Below are 19,832 nucleotides of genomic sequence, written 5' to 3' on the forward strand. Positions count from 1 at the left end.
AATTGTTATTCTTTTTTTAATTATAATTTCTGTGGATAAGATGAATTAAAGAAAGAGAAAGCTTGGATAACTTTCTCTTTCATATAAGAGTAGCTTTATTTAATGGGTTCCCGATATATCCAGATCATCAGAAGAAGATTTTTCTGATGAGTATACAGCGTATACATTGTAAGGGATAGTATCTAGAGAATGAGTTTTACCAGCTAATGTTACACTTCCATTTCCATTAGGGTGTTTGTATTCTAGGGAATAGGTATCTCCAGCAACTATTATTTTAGCCGTTGCGATTATAACACTTCTATCATTCATTATTATGTCCATGTTATCATTTGTAATTTTAGAACCATGAGGCACGAATATAGCTGATGATGGTAATTTGAATGAAAAATGCCATCTCTGAGCCTGCTGATTATAATCATATTCTCTTAGTATATTGTCTGGATTTCTATTCATGCCATAGGTATTGGAAGTTCCTATAAATGTTCTATTTCTACCGGTTAACAGCATTGATTGAGCATTACCAAAAGTATGATATTTTCCCAATGGTATAGGTAGAGGAATCTCATTTCCTTGTGTATCTACATTGTATGTATTGTCTCTAACGAATTCAGTGATATTTCTTTCTTGGGTATGATAATTTCTTCTTGGTGCTTCTTCTTCCCAATTTAGAGCTATAGGATAATCATATACAGGAGCTATATTACCATCTTCTTTAACATTATCAAATATATTGATGGGTTGATATTTATCATCAACATTCATATAAACATCTATAGGTGTAATTTTACCAGTAGTTATATCTAGTCCATAATAATAAGGGGTGATTTTCATTAGAGAGTAATAGTTGCCTATAGTCTGAATATCCATAAATACTGGATAGCCCACTCTTAACGGTTGCCTTACTAAAGCCTCTATATTATTTATTGAAGGAGAAAGAGGAAAGCTTAAAGGTGATTTTTGAAGGAAATCAAGACAACCATAAGTATTTAGATAATTAGTAGTTGCTCCGACAGATTCACTCCTTATGTCTATATTATGTCCGAGATAATTATTTTGTTGATCTATTGATACTTTTGGAACTACGTTAGGTATATACCACTCAGTTGGTATAACAGATTGTTTGAATATATTTGAGAACCTGAAGTCACCTGTATCCTCCATAACTAGATTACCTATTCTACCGATGATATCTATATTATACATTTTGAAAGCAGAATGTTTAGCATTTCTGTTAGGACCTCTTGATTTATTGGTAGGGTATGAGTTATCTACTGCATTGCCATTATTTGCAATAGCATAAAATTTAGCACCTGCACTGATAGCTTCTTTGTTGGCTAGGGGAAGATAGAAATCATATGTATCTTCGTCTACAACAAGAGGTATTTCATAGCCAGCTGGATATACGCTATTATTATAAATGACATTATAATCAAATTTAGCTATTTTTTCTTTTGTCCATTCTGTAGTATTCATATAATCTTTAAAGCCTTTACCTCTTTGATTAGTAGTTCTTGATAGACCATGAGAACCATCTCCATAAAAATCTCCTTTGTTAGGGAAATATACTTGGAAAGGATAATCAAGGGTTAAGTATTTACTTGCATGTATAACCTCATTATTAGGAAGTTTTATTTCAGAGGCAGGTATTTTAACAATGATTGTTTCATACCAGTCATCAGGTGGCTCAGCAATGGTTTTTGATATTTCTGAGGAGATAGTGATTTTCTGAGTACCTTTTGGGGGGATATATATTTCTTCTGGTTCATTATTACCAGGGATATATACATCGGGCTCTGTAATCACTACAACACCATGACCACTATTACCTGTCTGAGTACCACCAGTATATATTGGTATGGTTTGGTTTCCCGATGTCATTGAGGCATTAGATACACCACCGATGTATCCAGAGCCACCGCCACCGCCAGAATCATCATTATCATTATAACTAGAATAATCATTACCTCCAGCACCGCCGCCATAGTAGCCACCGCCACCACCGCCGCCACCAGAATTGGAACCACTATTATTAGAACCTCCATAGCCAAGACCACCGCTATGACCACCATTACTACCACCTGAACCGCCGTGAGACTGAGTACCGCCATAACCACGAGAACCACATCTGTCTCCTCCAGAACCGCCAGAAGTACCACCGCCATAACCACCATAACCGTCATCAGAGCCGCTACCTCTATCACCACGGCCGCCACCACCGCCAGCGACTATAATACGATTACTTAATGCATTCCCATCTAATCTGATGTCTGAACCACCACCACCTACTTGGCTTGTACGTCCATGACCCGAACCACCGCCATTCCATCCATTACTACCACCTGGATAGATATATAGTTTTTTTTCTTTGGATAGAGTTACCTCTCCGTAGGAATAACCACCTTTACCACCAGAACCATTTCCACCCTCAGCTCCCCATACTTCTAGTTCATATTTACCGTCAATAGGAACAGTATAAGTTGAGTATGAGCCATTATAAGTATAGACTTTACGCTCTCCATCATGTATAACAGGTGGTCTATATTTAGGATTATCTACATAATGCCCTGGTACATAATCAGGATTGTTGATTGAGGTTTCTTGGGAGATAGCATAGGATAGAGGTATCCATTCAGCAGTATTACCACCTTCCATTGTCAGTGATAAATTATCTGCAAAAATACAGTCTTTTAGGTTAGTAACTGAATTATGTGAAAGACCATTAACAATGGATACTTTTATTTTTTCGGTATTGTTAGGGGCAGTGAAGTTGATTGTTTTTGTAATGACAGAGCTATTATTGTGTTTGCCTGATGTCCATTTTCTTAATACATTTCCTAGATAGTCAAGTGCTTCAATTTCAAAATAACCCTCACATCTATGAGCACTTATTTTACCTGTAAAAGTATAATCAGTGTTTTCAATACCTGATGTTGTGGTTACATATTTAGCTATCTTATTAGAGTTACCAGGGACACTTATTTGAAAAGAACTTTTACCAGAGATTATATAAGATGGATGTATTGTTCTAGTAAATATAATATCCTCGCTATAAGAGGGTTCACCTTTGAAATTTTGTATTGAACCATCGTTAGCTATTTTTTCTGCATCTCCATTAACAACAAAATTTTGATTTGGATGATGCACTTTTAGTTTAGTCACATATTCTTCTATATCTTTTTGAAGATTACCTCCAACTATAGATTCAGAAGTACGTTGATCTGTAGCCGCTGAGGGGAGTACAACTGCATATTGTGCAGAAACAGGGTTGTGAATTACTATGTCATTAATTTTAGTATTTGATTTAGAGTAGGGAGCTGGTAAAACGTATCCACTAGCATTAAAATCATTATCGTAAGTATCAGTATATACTTGAGACTTCCCTTTATGACTTAGTATGTTATCATAGAAAACCTTTGTATTACCAGTTAAGTATTCACCATTTTTTTTAGTGTCTGGTATGTCAATGTTTTTTTTGTATATTAATAAATCAGAAGGGCGTGGAGGCCTGGATATTGTTTTAGCAGGATCATTATCTAAAGCAGTTATTGTTTCATGTTTATCACCATTTCCTTTATACTTAGTCCTAGGATTGAAGAATTCACCGTTGTATGAACCAATATTAATTTTTTTAGGAAGAATATGGCTGGCTGATTCTGGATTATCTTCCCACATTTCTTCAACAGTATTAACCACTTTTTCGAAGTTTTTTTGTGAGACTACAGTATTGGAATTTTTATCAAAGTATATGATGGATTGATCACCTGAAGAAGTTTGAAGAATCAAGAAATCAGATATTACGGTGGCGGTATTTTCTGTATTACGCCTTTCATCAAATTTATTCCATTCAGATGTTATTTTATCTTTAGCGTCTGATTGAGATTCATGATAGTTTTCTATATTCTGATTTTTGTTGTTAGTATAAAGGATACCATCTGCCCAATTATTGACATGTCCGCCTTTTGCAGGCGATTTATTGCACCCATTATCTCCCATACCATTACATGCATTTGTTCTTACACCTTCATGCCATACTACGTTATCATGCTGTGTTGGTTCTAATGAGTAGCGAAGTCTTCCAGCTTCTGATGATTCTTCAGCAGCTATATTAAAGAAGATATTAGGATCTCCTTGTTTTACAGTCGCAGTTACTTCATCTGTATCAAGAAGCTTGACCATTCCGTCGGCAAATCCTCTTTCAATCTTCCATACATTTACTTGTTCTATTTTTTGAATATCATACGTTATTTCTTGTGTCCAAGTATCTTCTATCCCAGGAAGCTCATGAGTACAACATGGACCGCATATTACATGTGGAGGATTACTCCATGTGACTGTTATCGTAAAATTACCAGGTCCTGATGGGGTGGCTGTTGCGGATGTAGGATCAGCTACATCTTTCGTTGTTTCATTTGGAGGAGTTCCAGATGTTTCTGTATGCCATGCTGAGGAGGTCGCTTTAGTATCTGTGGGAAGTGTTGTGGAGGGAGATACGGATGCTCCCCAGTTATTGAATTTTCTAACTTTTTTATCGGAAGCGGACTTGTGTTTTACTGTCGTAGTATTTATTTTCTTAGCAAATGCTTCTGCTTCCTTTAAAGTGGCTTTGTATGGTTTTAGATCAGGTTTAGCAGGGCATACTGCGGTTACATTGCCCGAACCGCTTTTTGTTACAGCTTGTGCATCGTTAGGAATGGTACCTGTCCAAGTTCTTGAGTATTTTCCGCCGTCATGCATATGAGCCGATTGTTCTCCAACAGATTTATCAGGAGCGGTATCACCAGCTTTGAACTCACAAGATGTACCTGAATACCAGCTTCTATAATTTCTTGTTGCTTCTTGATCTATATAATATTTAGTTACGATATCAACTATAAATTCAGAACCACCAACAGCAAAGTACAGATCTCTTGTGGTAGGTGTGCCTGCCATTGCTTCAAAGTCTTCATGGTAAATGGAACCTTGTTTTAATTCTGAGAAGGCTATAGGTTCCGAAACAAAGGACCTGTATTCTATAGGTATAAATTTGGGAATAATAAACATTTTTTTTGCTTTATTGTCTGGTATACCATTTAATTGAATTAATCCTTTTTCATCATCGGATAGTTTTATTTGTATATTAGCGGTATAATCAAATTCATATGTTGTTCCTGTTTTTATTTTAAAATTTGCTAGATGATGATTCCATTCTATGGAATCTCCTTTTAAAAACTTTAGTAATTCATATTTATCAATAAATTCAAATTTATTATTACCTTTATATTGATAACTTGTTTTTAGAGGATAGTTTACGTCAGTATCAGCTTGGCATTCTACTGCACCAGAAACAGATAAACCAATATTTATTTGGGGAAATTTTGAACCATCTTTTATGTTATCAAGAGCTTTCATCCATTGGGATTCCTCGTCACCTGATATATTACCTTTAATGGTCACGGTTACATTTTCACCTAGAATTGTAGGTTTATATCTATCGACAGTAACTTTTTCGGTTGGATTGGTCATAATTTCAAAACCACCAGTAGGAATTATATCATTTTTAAAAGCGCTACCTGGTGTGCCAATTATAAATCCTCTAGAATCACCATAAAATATTAATGACTCCATAATGCCATTTTCTACAGATGAGTTACGCCAATCAGGATAATCTCTATCTGTTAGTAAATATTTATCTCCAGTAACTCCACCAAATCCCCATGAAAATCCATTATTTTTATAAGCATCTCCTCTTAAGTCGGTAGTACGTTTGCGGTTAGGTAACTGGTCTAGTGATTTCTGAACAAGATGTTCTATCAAAGTAAAGGTATGATCAGCTTTATAATCTAAACTGTTAAGTAATTCGCCAAAAGAGTGAACTAAGGGGTCATAAAAATAATTTTCAGGAGATACGCTGGCTGCATACATTACATAATCAAATGAGGGTAGGAATATTCTTTGACTTTTATTATCAGTATAGTTAGGAGCACACACTCTGACTACTGTATCTACGGCAATAAGAGCTGGCCTTACATCTTGCTTATCAAATCTGATAAAACGCTCTATTTCATCATGATATGTAGTGTGTTGATCTGAACCTGGCTCAGAAAGGTAGTATAATGTCATTAGTAAATCTAAATGACCTAATTGATTTTTTAGTTTCTCTTCATATGTTATACCTATTTTTTCAGGAGCTACATAATTAGTATATCCTTTTATATTATGATCTATAGAAGTCCCAGTGCCATCCCAATGTTCTAATATATAGTTCCAAACTTTAGAAGATTTTTCTGCTCCATTTTCTACTGTATCTCCTATATCTTTCCACTTATCTTCTTTTAGTTGCCATAAATAACCTTGTTTACCTATTTCTTTAAATAGTAAATCAGAAAATATTCCTTTTGTAATCTTATCAGCAGGATTTTTTAGAAGTTTTCTATGCTTATATGCCAGTGTTTCTTTATTATTGTAAACTAGATTACCTGAAGATGGTTGATACCATCCAATTAATGCTTTATCTGGTGATAACCATACACTTTCTTTCAGATAAGGTCTATCTGGATTATAAGGTGAGAATATAAATGAATGTTTCATTTTAGGCATGTGATTATAATAATGAGCTATAATATCCTCTTCAATATTAGCAGCATTTTCTTCTGAAAAATCTAAGGGTTCATTAAAAATTTCTGATATTATACCTACTCTAAAGGATGGAGTAAGGCTAATTCCTCCAGGACCAGGTTTACCACCTGATGGTATAGAACCATTTGTACCGATAGGACCAGTTGCAAAAACGTGATTATTGAATAATACTTGAATTAATAAGGTTATGATAACAAGTAGAAGAAGTATTCTGTTTTTATACATATTGAACCTCCAATCTTTAATAATATAAAAAAGCTTAGGATATCATTAATCCATAAGCTTTTTTAATATTGCAGTATATTTATTATTGTTAATTATTATCTAAATAGTTAATTCTGTACACTCACGGTGTATTGGTTATTATCTCCATATAGAAGTCTACTACCTCCACCACACATATAGCCATAGCCATCAATTTTAGTTACTACAGCAAGATAATCATCTATGTTATGTTCTACCGTAAAAAGTTTATAATCATATAAGGTCCTTTCCCCAGATAAAACTCTTTCAATATGTTTTGGTGTCATCATTTCAGATTTTGCTGTGCTTGGCTTTAGTAAAATAGCTATTAATTGTTCAGTAGTATAGTTATCTGCATATTTATCTAGATTAGACACTCTCCAGTGCTCTTTAAGTTCACAATATTTATAATCGAATCCAGTACTTTTCATTTTAATAGTATTTCCATCTATATCAAATCCAGAAAGTATAGTATCCATACTAATTTCAACATATCCTCTGAGTACTAGGTGATATAATATATCAATACCATCAATTCCTAGTCTTGAAATAACAATAATAGCTTGTTCTCTAGTAAAATTAGACTTGGAATCAAAATGTCCTTTTTTGAGAATATTACCAGATCTATCTGTATCAGCTTTTACATTACCTTTAAGAAAACGAGCACCATATGCTCTTGCTACAGCTTCTCTAGCCCATGAGGAAACTTGGTCTAGATCATCTAAGTATTTAGGAGCTTCATTTGTATTATTAGGGTAAACAGTTTGAAAATAATTAACAAACATTACTGCCGCTTGTTCTCTAGTGATAAAACAGTCTGGGTCAAATTTATTATCACCAATACCATTGACCATACCGAGTATATTAGCTACTTTTACATATTTATTATCAGTATCCGTGAATTTCTCAGTTGTGGATATTGCTTCTAAGAACATTTCAATAGTCAGTGTAGTAGTACCCCATGCTGCTTCTTCAGTCATACCAGCATAACTTTGGATATATCGATTAAAATCTTTAAAAACAGCATTAACAAATAGTTCAGCAAATTCTTCTCTTGTAATAGGTTTTTGATATTCGCTCTGTAATTGGGTTGGTACATATTCATTTTTGATTGCTGATTCAACTTCTTCTTTTGCCCAAGAAGATGGTTCATCTGATGAAGCTAATATAGGTACATTGATACTAAAAATAATTGTAAGAATCATTGTAAATGACAATAATCTTTTCATTTGTATAACCTCCAATACTTTTATAAAAGATATATATATAATAACATATAAAGTTATTATAATAAATATAATTTTCGGTCATATATAATTAAAAATTATATACAATAAGTTTGATATTGGCTGTTATTATAAGTTATTAGAATGTGAATTATTAAGTGAATCATAAGGTGAATTATAAAGAAATGGAAAATTTGTATTTTCCTTAAGTTAAGATTATGTAAGATTAATTGTTTTAGATGTGGTTAAATCATCATAAGAAGTGTCATAGTCTAGCAGAATATTATTAGATATATTAATAGAATAATATCTATCATCAATATTCATAAGGGCATCTATAGATGTTATTTTACTAGTGATTAGGGGTGAATCTCCATATAAGAATAATAATAATCGATTATCTGTATATCCATAGAAATGGATACTCAACTCTTATGCAGTCTTACTAAAGCCTCTATATTATTTTTTGAAGGAGAAGAGGAAAACTTAAAGTGATTTCTATGGGAAATCAAGAAAACATAAGTGTTGAGATAAGTAGTAGTTGGTCCGGCAGATTCACCCCGTATATATATTATGAACAAATAATTATTTTGCAAGTAAATTTCAATATTTTATCTAAAGGCTTCTTCAAATATAGTAGTGATATCTCTATCATTAAAAGGAGGTAAAGATTTCACACTACATGCTTTCACTTTAGACAGATGAGGAAGAGTAATGAGCTTAGTAATAAGAGGGTCCATATGTAACTCATTTAATATGGACATTTCATCTGTTGGTGGGTCAATAAGTACTATTTTACGTGCAATATTCTCAATAGTAATATTATCTATTGCATTTTTAATTAATGTATTCCCTCTTGTAGTACAATCTGTAATATAGGTTACCGAAAGTGCATGTTCTGCAAGAGTTTTAATGAGAGAGGTTTGAGATGCTTCTAGTATTATATTTATATATGGATAATAATTAAGTCTTGTTTTAAGTTCAATAATAATATCTTCAATTTTTACTGAAGTTGATAGTAAGTCACCTTCTACACATAAAAATTGTTCTTGAATTCTATTATCTAGAAAATTTTCAAGGGTTATTGGTTCAATACCATATGATCGGAATTTGTTGGTACCAGTTAAATCAATGATCAATGTGTTATGCCTTCTAGATAATATACCTGCCCACGTTATTGCTGTAGCTCTTGTACCTACTTCTAAAGGACCAATATATAGCCTTAATGCATTTTTTAATATTGTATCAACAATCACCACATCTTCTACATTATTAGCTTCAAGAAGTTTAATGAGTTTGTTTTGATGAAGTATGATGGTTTCATCTAATTCACATAGCTGAAATACTTTAGATATGACTTCTTGAATATTCTTTTCTAATGCCGAAAGAGAAATTCTGTTTTTTTGAAGGTCACTCATTAATTTAGTTGCAAGCTGTGGCGCATTGATAGGAGTAAAAATTTGCTTTGATGTTTTATATATTTCATTGATATATGTATTTTCAGAAGGTAATTCATTATCAAATGATGATATAATATCTTTAACAGTTTCATCCATGGATTGATATACAGTAATTAAACTCTTAGATAGTTCGTGTAGCTGAAATTGCAGGTCTAAGCGCTCTTGAATTAGTTTATCAAGTTTATCTTTATCTTCTTTATAATATAACATGGTTTTAGAAGCGAATTTATCAAGTGAAGAAGTTATATCCCTTAAACGAGAGTGTATAATTGACTCGGCTGATACGGTCATGGTTGCTAGTATAGACATTACTTTTTCAGTAATCATATTGTTCCAAGAAGATTTATAGCCTGAGCGTTTTATTCCAAGTTCTCTGATTTCTTCAAATTTTTGTTCAGAAGTCTTATTTTCATCTTTGAATATAGTGACAATTTCTTGCTCAACGTTGCGGAGCATACTGACAGTTTCAGCAAATTGATTATTTTGTGTCATTAAGTCTTTCACAATGGTGTCTTTATCTAATAGCTTCTTGAAGAGATTCCAATCTGAAAAACTAGTACATTCCTTAATACGTTCTTCACAAGTTTTGACAGTACTGAATTTCACAACTTTCATAGGTTCTTCAACAATTTCTTCTTCTGGTTTTTCTATAGATTCGTCAGATGGAGTGGGTACTTCTTTAATGGTTTCGGGTTTGATTTTCTCTTCTTTCTTTATTTCTTTTTTAATGAATTTTTTCTTTTTTGGTTTTTCTTCAGGTTCTTGTTCTTTCTTTTTCTTAACTTTAGTAATATCTTCTTTTTTTATTAATGATTTGTTTTCTACAAGTTCTGTTACAGTTTCTTTGAAGTTATTTAGATTGATTTTTTTATCTAATTTTTTAGCTATTAAATTTTCACTTTCGAGATATTTTCCTTGTTTATCTGTATTATAAAGATAGATTACAAGAATATCTTCATGTTTTTTCTGTAAAGCAGATGTTAAGGCATTCCTGGTTTGAGTTGCAGAAAGGTCTTTTGGACCTAGGACAATAGTATCCATTCCTGTTATTTTAGGACTTAAGTGTATTTGTTCAATAATTTTATCTATCTTTGTTTGAAGTGTTTTATCACCAAATGTTTTTTTGCCAAAAGCGGATAATGATGCTACATATATCATTTTTTTCCCTCCTAAGATACAATTTGTTTTTTTATAATGAAATGGGTTAGCTATCTTTTGAAAGTGCTTTTTTCATTATAAGAATTGTTTTCATCTTTATTGTTAAGACCATGTACTTCTTCGGTATGACAAATTGTACCTTCTAAGGTACTGTCAATATAATTAGCAGTGGTTTTAAGAGATTCAAGTAAATCTTCAAGTGACTGTTTATTTGTCATAATAGACTCTATTAATTTCTCGCTGTCATTACTTTTTATACTATGTAAAAACATGGGGTCTGTAACTTTGTTGACAAGGACACGTATATTATTTGATGTTTCTTCGGCTTTACTTTTGAATTGTATACTTTCAATATAAAGACTCTCCAATAATTCAGGGTTTAATAATTTGGCTTTACCACCCATAGCTAAATCATCCTTTCTGTTCTGTTTCTGTAGCCATTTTATCCTTATTAAGTTCCATAGGTATATTATTCCTGATATCTGCAAATTCTTCTTTCAATATCAGTGCATCGTGTTCTACAAGTGTTATTGAATCTAAGAGACGTTTGAGAAATGCTAGTTCAACTTTATCGTAAGTAGTTTCAATTTTATTACGAAAGATTTTTGAAGAATCTATGATATCTCCTATAAATTTGTTGATTTCCTCAAGATTATTATAGGCTTCTTGGTTGGTTGATAATAATTTTTCAGGCATTTAATCTTCTCCTTACATATTTAAATCATCTATTTGAAGAATATTTCTTAGTTTTTCTTTTTCCATCTCTTTTGAGTATTCATCATCTACTTCAACAAGGTCTGAGTCATTATTCTCAAGATCAGGTAAGGGATTAATTAGAATTTTTTCTTCAACAGAGTTATTTATAGGTTCCTCTTGTAAACTTCCAGGTTGATTAATGTTTAGTGTGTTTCTTTCTTCATAGGGAATACTGGTCATAAAAAATCTTTCCCAAGCCATTTCATATTCTTCTTGGATATATAAAGAAAATTCCAATGTCTTACGCAATTCTGTATGAACCCTAGTATAAGATTTAACGTCTGTTGCGGCGGTTATGATGTGTATAGCTCCTGTAAGAATTTCAATATCTTCAGGTAAACCTTCTACCACAAGACCAAGGAAAGGAGCAAGAATATTAATAGGTGTGGGGGTATTATCGTAAAAATATTGAATAGCTGAAAGATTATGTTCAGGTTCAATATTTTTGATGAGTTCTTCTAATGTATATCTATCAGTTAATATGATAGCTTTATCATAGACATCTCTATGTATATAGAAAAAATCATCGTTTTTAACCAAAACCAAAGTGTTTATAGTTGTAGGTAAGTAGCGTTTTTTTGAAGTTACTAGCATTTGAATGCCTCCTTATAAATATTTTAATGTGACTAATCTAAAAAAGTAGTTATTTGAATACTTTACTAGGATTAACAGGGCTACCGTTAATATAAAGCCCTAAATGTAAATGAGGACCAGTACTTCTACTGCCAGAATTACCGGAACTTGCTATGACTTCATATTGGCTTACTTTTTGTCCTTGATAGACAATGTAATGATTTAAATGACCATAGATGGTTTTTATGCCTTTACCGTGGTTAAGAATAACGTAATACCCTAATTCATTACTGAATCCAGCAGTTTCTACAGTACCATTAAATAGGGCAGTTACTTCTGTTTTTACTTTAGCTGATAGATCAATACCGCTATGGAATTGTTGCTTTTCTTTACCAATAGGATCTAATCTTGTACCAAAATCAGAAGTAACGTGACTAGGGTTTTTTAAGGGGTAGTCAAGATTAGTTATATCTCCTAATTCAGGATATGAAATAGCTTCTTCATAAGCTTTTTTTTGATTATTTAACTTGTGTTTCAATTGATTTTGTTTTTTCTGCATGGTATTTATATTTTTATTGTCATAATCTAGCATATCTATTTGAGCTTTATGTACTTCTTTTTCACTGATTAAATCTTTAAGGTCATGTTCAATTGACTTAAACTTTGAATCAAATTCCAGCAGTGTTTCAACAGAACTTTCTCGATTTTTGTATATAGTTTCTTTTAAGTCATCTAGTTCTTGTTGTAATCTATTGATTTCTGTATCATATGTATCTAATATATAATTATAGTTGGAAGAGTATATATCAATAGCTTGTTCTATCATTTTATCTTTATTAATTTCTAAACTTACATTGTGATATTCTTTGGTTATATCTTGTAAAAGTTGTTCTTCGATTTCTACTGAAACCAGTTTTTTTATTCCGTATATGTTAAGTAGACCAGAAGCATTTTCTGCATAGATGGTATTAGAGCAGCACAATGTTGATATTACAATAGCTATAATAATTTTTTTCATATAATCCGCTCCTAAAGAATGATTTTAGAATAATAAAGTTATGTTAATGGGTTCCAGATGTTGATAAGTCTTCAGCAGAAGATTTATTAGTGGAATAGACTGATATGACATTATAAGGAATTGAGTTAAGATCATAATCTTTTCCAGCAAGAGTAACGGTACCATTACCACTTGGATGTTTATAGTCTAAATTATACGTCTCACCATATATCTTGATATCTAGTGTCATTATAATAACTGAATTGTTATTGGCAAGAATATTAGATTGAGTAAACGGTTTATTATGTTGTACGGTTACAGCTGATGAAGGTAAACCAACTTTGAAATGCCATCTCTGTGAATTCATTGAGAAGAATGGCTCAATAATTTTTCTACTTGGATTATTATCTATACCATTAGTTTTGGAAGTACCAATATATGTTCTGTTTTTTTCATCTAATTGTATAAGTTGTGCAGTACCGGAAGAGATTACGCCATAGGGAGAGTCTTTTACAATCTCTAAATTAGCGCTATTAACTTGTTTGGTAAATAATAATACATCTTCAGTTGTATTTTCTTCAAGATTTGAAACACATCTTCTGCTTTTTTCTTTATCCCAATCTAAATTATAGTAGTAGGGATATATATTATTAGAGTTCCAGTCAGGTTTGACTATATCAAATATATTTATGGGTCTATATCCTGTTTCAGTATTCATATATACATCTAAAGGTTGTATACTACCGTCAATTAGTGATAAGTTGTAATAATAGGGTATAATTTGTAGTTTATTATAATTACCTATTGTAGATATATCCATATAAGTTAAATAGCCTAACCGCTGGGGTTGGTTTTTTATGGATTCTATATTATTTAAAGAAGGTGACAATGGAAATTTAATAGGATTAAGGTTAAAACTTGGAATTGTGCCATAAGTATTTAAGTAGTTTTTCATAGGGCTTACAGGATTGCCTCTAATATCAACTTTATCAGAAATAATATTTCTTTGTTTGCTTTGGTCTACTTTGTAGACAACATTTTGAATAAACCATTTATCATATATAGGTTGTTTAAATAAATTAGAAAGTCTCCAGTCACCTGTATCTTCAATAACTAAATTACCTATTCTACCTACGATATCTACATATGAGGGTTTATATGCTGAATGTTTGGCCTCTTTATTATGTGATCTAACTCTGTTAGTATAGCTATCCGCATCAAAATAATGACAGTTGTTAGCTTTTGCACTGAAATTTATTTTTGCAGAGGCAGCTTCTCTTACAGATAAGGGTAAGTAGAAATTATATTTCTTTTTATTAACATCTAACGGTATTTCTTCCATAGGTCTATACATAACACCATCATGAATGACATTGAATGAAAAAGCTACAGATTTATTTTTTGTCCATTCAGTTGTATCCATATTGTTAATATAACCTTTGCCTCTTACAAAAGATGTAGTATCTAATCCACTAGATCCATTTCCATAAAAGTCTCCTTTATTGGGAAAATATATCTGAAAACCATAATCTATATTGATGAAATTTCCGGGAATAAAAGAAGTTCCGGATTCATCAGTTACAGGTTTTGTTTCTACTTTTCTAGGCACTAATTTGTATTCATATTTAGTTGTAGCACCACCAGTTATTAATACTTTTTTCTCTATGAATTTTGGTTCACCAGTACCAATTATATGTATTTTAGGTTCGGCTTCATTATTTGTGGATAATAAAGATACTTTAGCATATCCATTTCCAGAATGACCTGTTTCTGATACCCCTGTAGGTGATAAGAAAGAATTACTACCAGATATAGTTATACTATTATTACCCATGTGATAAGAGCCGCCACCACCGCCACTGCCGGGAGTACTATGGTTGCCACCAGAGCCACCAGTATAACCACCAGCACCGCCACCGCCTCCAGAGTTACCGTGGGTAGAAGCACCACCGCCAAATCCACCATATGGTGTCCCAGTAGATACACCACCTGTTTGTGCATACCCTCCTTGTAGATATCCATATCCATAACTTCCAAAATCACCTGAAGTACCATTTGAATAAAAACCGCCACCGCCAGAAGAACCACTATTATTATTCCTTTTACCGCCATATCCCTCTGAGGTATTCGTTGCTTCAGCGGCAATACCTCCTTGTCGAGTAGCTCTTCCGTGTGAATATTCACCTACTGTATTGGTATATTGTTGACCGCCACCACCACCAGCGATACATAAAGGAGTATTATTATTATCTACTATAAAGGTTCCACCACCGCCGCCGCCGGCACTAGTAGCATAACGACCTTGGCCACCAACGAGTACATTGATTACTTGTCCTTCTTGTAGATGAACAGTACTCTTAGAATAAGCTCCTTTTCCACCTTGACCGTTAGAACCACCGCCTTGTGCACCCCAAGTTTCTAAGATATATTCATCATTAACAGGTACATGATAATTGGTTTTGTTTCCAGTGTAAGGAAAAATATATTCTGCTTTTTCTGATTCATAATTAGGATTATCTATAATCATATCTTCACTACCTGGGATAATTATGTATTTATCACCTGTAGCAGGGGTTTTATGAGTTGGAAGGGTTATTCTTATAAGTCCATGACCATATTGTATGCTAGGTTGGGTTTTAGCATTATTTACTTTGCCTATGTATCCAGAACCACCACCACCGCCTTGTGTATCATGGCCAACATTATCAGAAGATGTTGTTCCACCGCCGTAGTAGCCACCGCCACCACCGCCACCATCGCCTCTATTGGTCGATGCACCGTAACCAAAACTAGCATTTAAACCTGGTTGAGTTTGAGTACCAGGGTAGTGGTTAGTTGAACCAGTTGTGCCACCGCCGTTACCATAACTATCATTAGTATCTTCACCGCCGCCACCGCCACCGCCAGCGACAATTATTCTATCATATAAATTTTTTCCGTTTCTCCTTATATCAGTAGCACCACCGCCACCATTACCAGGTTCGCTTTCATTACTTGCGTATCCACTACCACCGCCGTTGTATCCACCATAAGCAGTACCATGTGTTGAGGAATTACCATGACCTCCAACATATAAATATAATATTTCGCCTTTTTTTAAGTCTATTTCGCCTTTGGAATATCCACCAAGTCCACCAGGTCCTGAATTGTTATTACCACTTAATCTTTGTCCACCACCTTCAGCGCCATATACTTCTAATATATACTTACCATCATGGGGGACAACATATCTTTGTTCAGAGCCTGTATAATTAAATGTATTTGTTGTACCAGGTACAAATTCACCTGGTTTGTAATCAGGATTAGGTATAATTTTAAGCTTCTTGAATAAAGGATTAGGGATTTTAACCATTTTATATTCTGGTTCAACAGGTACTTCTACTAATACTCTGTCATATTCTATTATACTTGTATCAATTTCCATATTCTTTGGTAGTGATTCCTTAGTACGTTGATCTCTATCCATTGGTAATGATTCTACCATAGCATCTTGAACAGATACGGGATTGTGTACTACAATGTCATTTACCTTAGAATGATTTCTAGAATAGGTTGATTTAATCTCCAATCCTGTTTTGCCAAAATCAGAACAAAATTTTGGAGTGTATTCCTCTGGATTACCTTTACTTGGTAATACTTTCTTATAAAAGACTTTAGATTTTCCTGTAATATATTCGGAGTTAGGTATATCATCAATTATATCTATTGAGGTTTTTGTTAGTCTAAGTGGTGAAGTAGGTCGTAAAGGTCTAGTTACAGAGGTATTGTTGGCATCATGAGCTGTTGCTATGTTTTCAACTTTTTTACTGGAATGAGCTGTATTAACATCTTTATAATTACCAGTGTAACCGGATATTTCAATTGCATCAGATTCCCAATTACTGGCTGAGGTAGAATTTCTATCCCATTGCTCTTCTAAAGAACTTTTAGCTAATTCTATATTTTTTTGAGTTTGATGAGGACTAGATGTTTGCTCAAAATAAACTATTGATTTATCCCCTTGAGTTGTTTGTAAAACTAAAAAATCTGATACAACTGTAACAGAATTAAGGGTTTCTTTTCGTTTTTTCCATATAGCTTCTTCATTAACATTGCCGCTATTGGTCATGTTGTTTTCTGCATTATCTGAGTTGCCTTCATCCCATGTTACATGGTCATTTTGTGAGGTTTCTAATGAGTATACTAATCGGCCGCCTTTTGCTGTATTAGTACTATCAATATTGTAAAATACAGATGGTTTACCTTGGACGATTCTGCCTTTAATTTTATCTGTAGATGTTAATGTTCTCATACCATCAACTATTGATTCAGAAATTTCATAAACAGCAACATCTGTTATCTCCAAGTAGTCATAAGTAATAGTTTGTGCCCATGACTCCAATTTACCACCAACCATTTTATTATGTCCCTGTTGAACCCACCTATATTCAAGACTATATTCTCCAGAGTATCCATTCCATACTTGTTGATATTCATCATGGGTTACAGCTGGTTCTGATGAACTTATAATGTTACCGTCTTTATCTTTTTTTGCTGGTACAGCTGGTTTATCAGTTACTGTCTTTGAACCAGTGGTAGTTGTCTCTTCTCTAGTAGTTCCATCCCAAGCTGTACTTATTCTTGGAGTTGGAGCACTTACACTGGAACGTGACCAAGATCCTGTTTTAGAGCTGATTCGTGGATATTTTAGATATTGTTTTGTTTCTTGAACTATATGTTCTGTTGTTGTAGTCTTCATATGGTCGGTTTTTGATCTGGGAGTTGGTTTTGGTAATGGTTTATCTTTGTTCCAAGGATTATTAATAATAGGCATATTGTTTTGGGAGGGAACACTATGAAATATTGATATGTAATTTCTTATTGTTTGCTGCCCAGATTGAAATTTAACTGCAACGTCTACAATATATTCTGCACCTCCAGATGAAAAATATAAGTTCCTAGTAGTAGGAACGCCTGCCATTGCTTCAAATGTTTCATTACCTGGGTTACCTTGTTTGATTTCTGAGAATACTTCTGTTGTTGAAGTATAGCTTCCTGTTAATTCAGGAGGTATTCTACCTCTACTGAAATCAACATAATCTTTTGCTATTTCAGTTTCTTTATGAATTTTTTCAGAGTTAAGAATATAATCAACTTCCAATTTTGCTGTATATTCTATGTGTTTAGTTTCTCCTTCAGCAATAGGTGTAGTAGTAAAATCTTGTTGATATCGAAAGGAATGTTTACTGTCTAATATGTTAAATAATTCATCTTTATTAATATTAATTATTTTAGTATTAATATTAGGAGATGATGGATTTAATTTAGTAATATTTTCTATTTCAGTTGATGTTAATGATAGTTTAAAATCATATTTTATATTAGGATCGTTATATAAAAGATTCCATTGTGAGATGCTATCTTGAGATAAAGTAATATCTATATATGAATTAACTCCAATAGTTTCATTTTCAACAGGGACTATATACTTTTTTTTACCATCTGGACCTGCTGTAGCATTCATTTTAATAGTAAGATTAGGATTAGGGTCTGGTAAATTATTTCCCGTACCAATAAGTATAAATCCTATTTGTTCAGGTGCAAATTTTAGTCCATGCATAACTCCGGTGTGGTCAGACCAGTAATTCCAATTAGGTGTACCATTTTTGGTTGAAAAATATCCTCCAATAATACCAGACATACCAAATGAAAATGGATTTTTAGTTTGCTTTTGGAATTTTTCTGTTAGTCTGAATATACCAGGAAGGGCATCAAATGATGAGGTGTATGATCTTTCAAATATACTTTTTGTATCATTATTTAGTCCATCTTTTGGCTTTAGTGGATCATCATAAATTGTTATACCTTGCACTGCTCCATACATATACATAAGATAATCAGTACTACTCATATAAGAAAAAACTTTATCTTTCCACAAATCCGTTGATGATACTCTAATACCAGATTCTATACTTATTAATAAGGGTTTCTTTAATATATCAATATCATATATATAATTAGGTAATACTTTTTCTAGGTCTTCACGAAGAGTTTCATCTAAAGTATATAGCGTTAAAAGTAAATCTAGATATTTAAGCTTCTTTTCTAATTTATCTTCTGGAGTTTCAGTTTTAAGTGTATTATCATTTTCCTTATCTATACCTGTATATTCTTCTATTCTACCTTCTATATTATTTTCTGTACCCAAAATATAATTCCATAGCTGAACAGAATTAGTTTCTTTATTAGAGGTATTGTTATACACTCTTTTCCACCAATTTTTATCAGTTTTATACTTTTCTTTCAAATCTGACATTGATTTTATTTCGTTACTTAGATTACTGTAGAAAATATTACCTGGATTACTTTTGCTTTTTAGTCTGTGTAATTTCTTTGATTTTATAATATCATCTATAGGTTCTAGTGCATTATTAGAAGGATTGTATTCAGATAAATAAGCATTTGGAGTCCATATACTATGATCTTTGGTATCCTCTACAAACAATGTATAGTCCAATATTCTAGGAAATTTTTTGCTGAAATGTCTGTTGAATTTAACCATTATTTGTGGAGCAGTATCCGTTGGTTTAAGTATATTTTCACCTGTAAGTTGGTTTTTACCTTCCATATTTACAATACATACTTTATATACTAGCCAATTTATCCCACCTCTTGTATTATATCCTTCACTGGGACTTACGTTTCCGGATTCACCTTGTACAAAGGCATTTATATTATAAGAATTATTTAATATTAAATATAAAATTAAAATAATACTTAGTAAGCTACGAGGTAATCTACGAGTTTTCATATTAGTCTCCTTGT

The 19,832-nt window shown here is 32.7% G+C and carries 8 protein-coding genes; all 8 read right to left on the reverse strand.

What is annotated here, in order from left to right; genetic code table 11:
- Positions 1 to 99: 99 nt before the first annotated feature.
- Complete coding sequence (locus tag ACX6CF_RS01580) at positions 100 to 6,840, reverse strand: glycine-rich protein (protein WP_458783540.1); 6,741 nt, start codon at positions 6,838 to 6,840, stop codon at positions 100 to 102.
- 107 nt (positions 6,841 to 6,947) lie between these two features.
- Positions 6,948 to 8,087 (reverse strand): S-layer homology domain-containing protein, encoded by a 1,140-nt coding sequence (locus ACX6CF_RS01585; protein WP_458783541.1) that lies wholly within the window; start codon positions 8,085 to 8,087, stop codon positions 6,948 to 6,950.
- A gap of 608 nt (positions 8,088 to 8,695) precedes the next feature.
- Positions 8,696 to 10,702 carry a hypothetical protein gene (locus tag ACX6CF_RS01590; protein ID WP_458783542.1) on the reverse strand — a complete coding sequence of 669 codons (2,007 nt, stop codon included), beginning with the start codon at positions 10,700 to 10,702 and terminating at the stop codon, positions 8,696 to 8,698.
- A 50-nt stretch (positions 10,703 to 10,752) separates the two neighbouring features.
- Entirely contained in the window at positions 10,753 to 11,106 is a 354-nt protein-coding gene (locus ACX6CF_RS01595; protein ID WP_458783543.1) for a hypothetical protein, read from the reverse strand.
- Positions 11,107 to 11,113: 7 nt separating this feature from the next.
- Positions 11,114 to 11,398 (reverse strand): hypothetical protein, encoded by a 285-nt coding sequence (locus tag ACX6CF_RS01600; RefSeq protein ID WP_458783544.1) that lies wholly within the window; start codon positions 11,396 to 11,398, stop codon positions 11,114 to 11,116.
- A 12-nt stretch (positions 11,399 to 11,410) separates the two neighbouring features.
- Positions 11,411 to 12,052, reverse strand: coding sequence for a hypothetical protein (locus tag ACX6CF_RS01605; RefSeq protein WP_458783545.1), 642 nt, complete (start codon positions 12,050 to 12,052; stop codon positions 11,411 to 11,413).
- Positions 12,053 to 12,101: 49 nt separating this feature from the next.
- Positions 12,102 to 13,049 (reverse strand): M23 family metallopeptidase, encoded by a 948-nt coding sequence (locus ACX6CF_RS01610; RefSeq protein WP_458783546.1) that lies wholly within the window; start codon positions 13,047 to 13,049, stop codon positions 12,102 to 12,104.
- 43 nt (positions 13,050 to 13,092) lie between these two features.
- A complete protein-coding gene (locus ACX6CF_RS01615; protein WP_458783547.1) occupies positions 13,093 to 19,818 on the reverse strand; it encodes a glycine rich domain-containing protein in 6,726 nt (2,241 codons plus the stop codon).
- Positions 19,819 to 19,832: the final 14 nt, after the last annotated feature.

The sequence above is a fragment of the Vallitalea sediminicola genome (genome assembly GCF_054408565.1).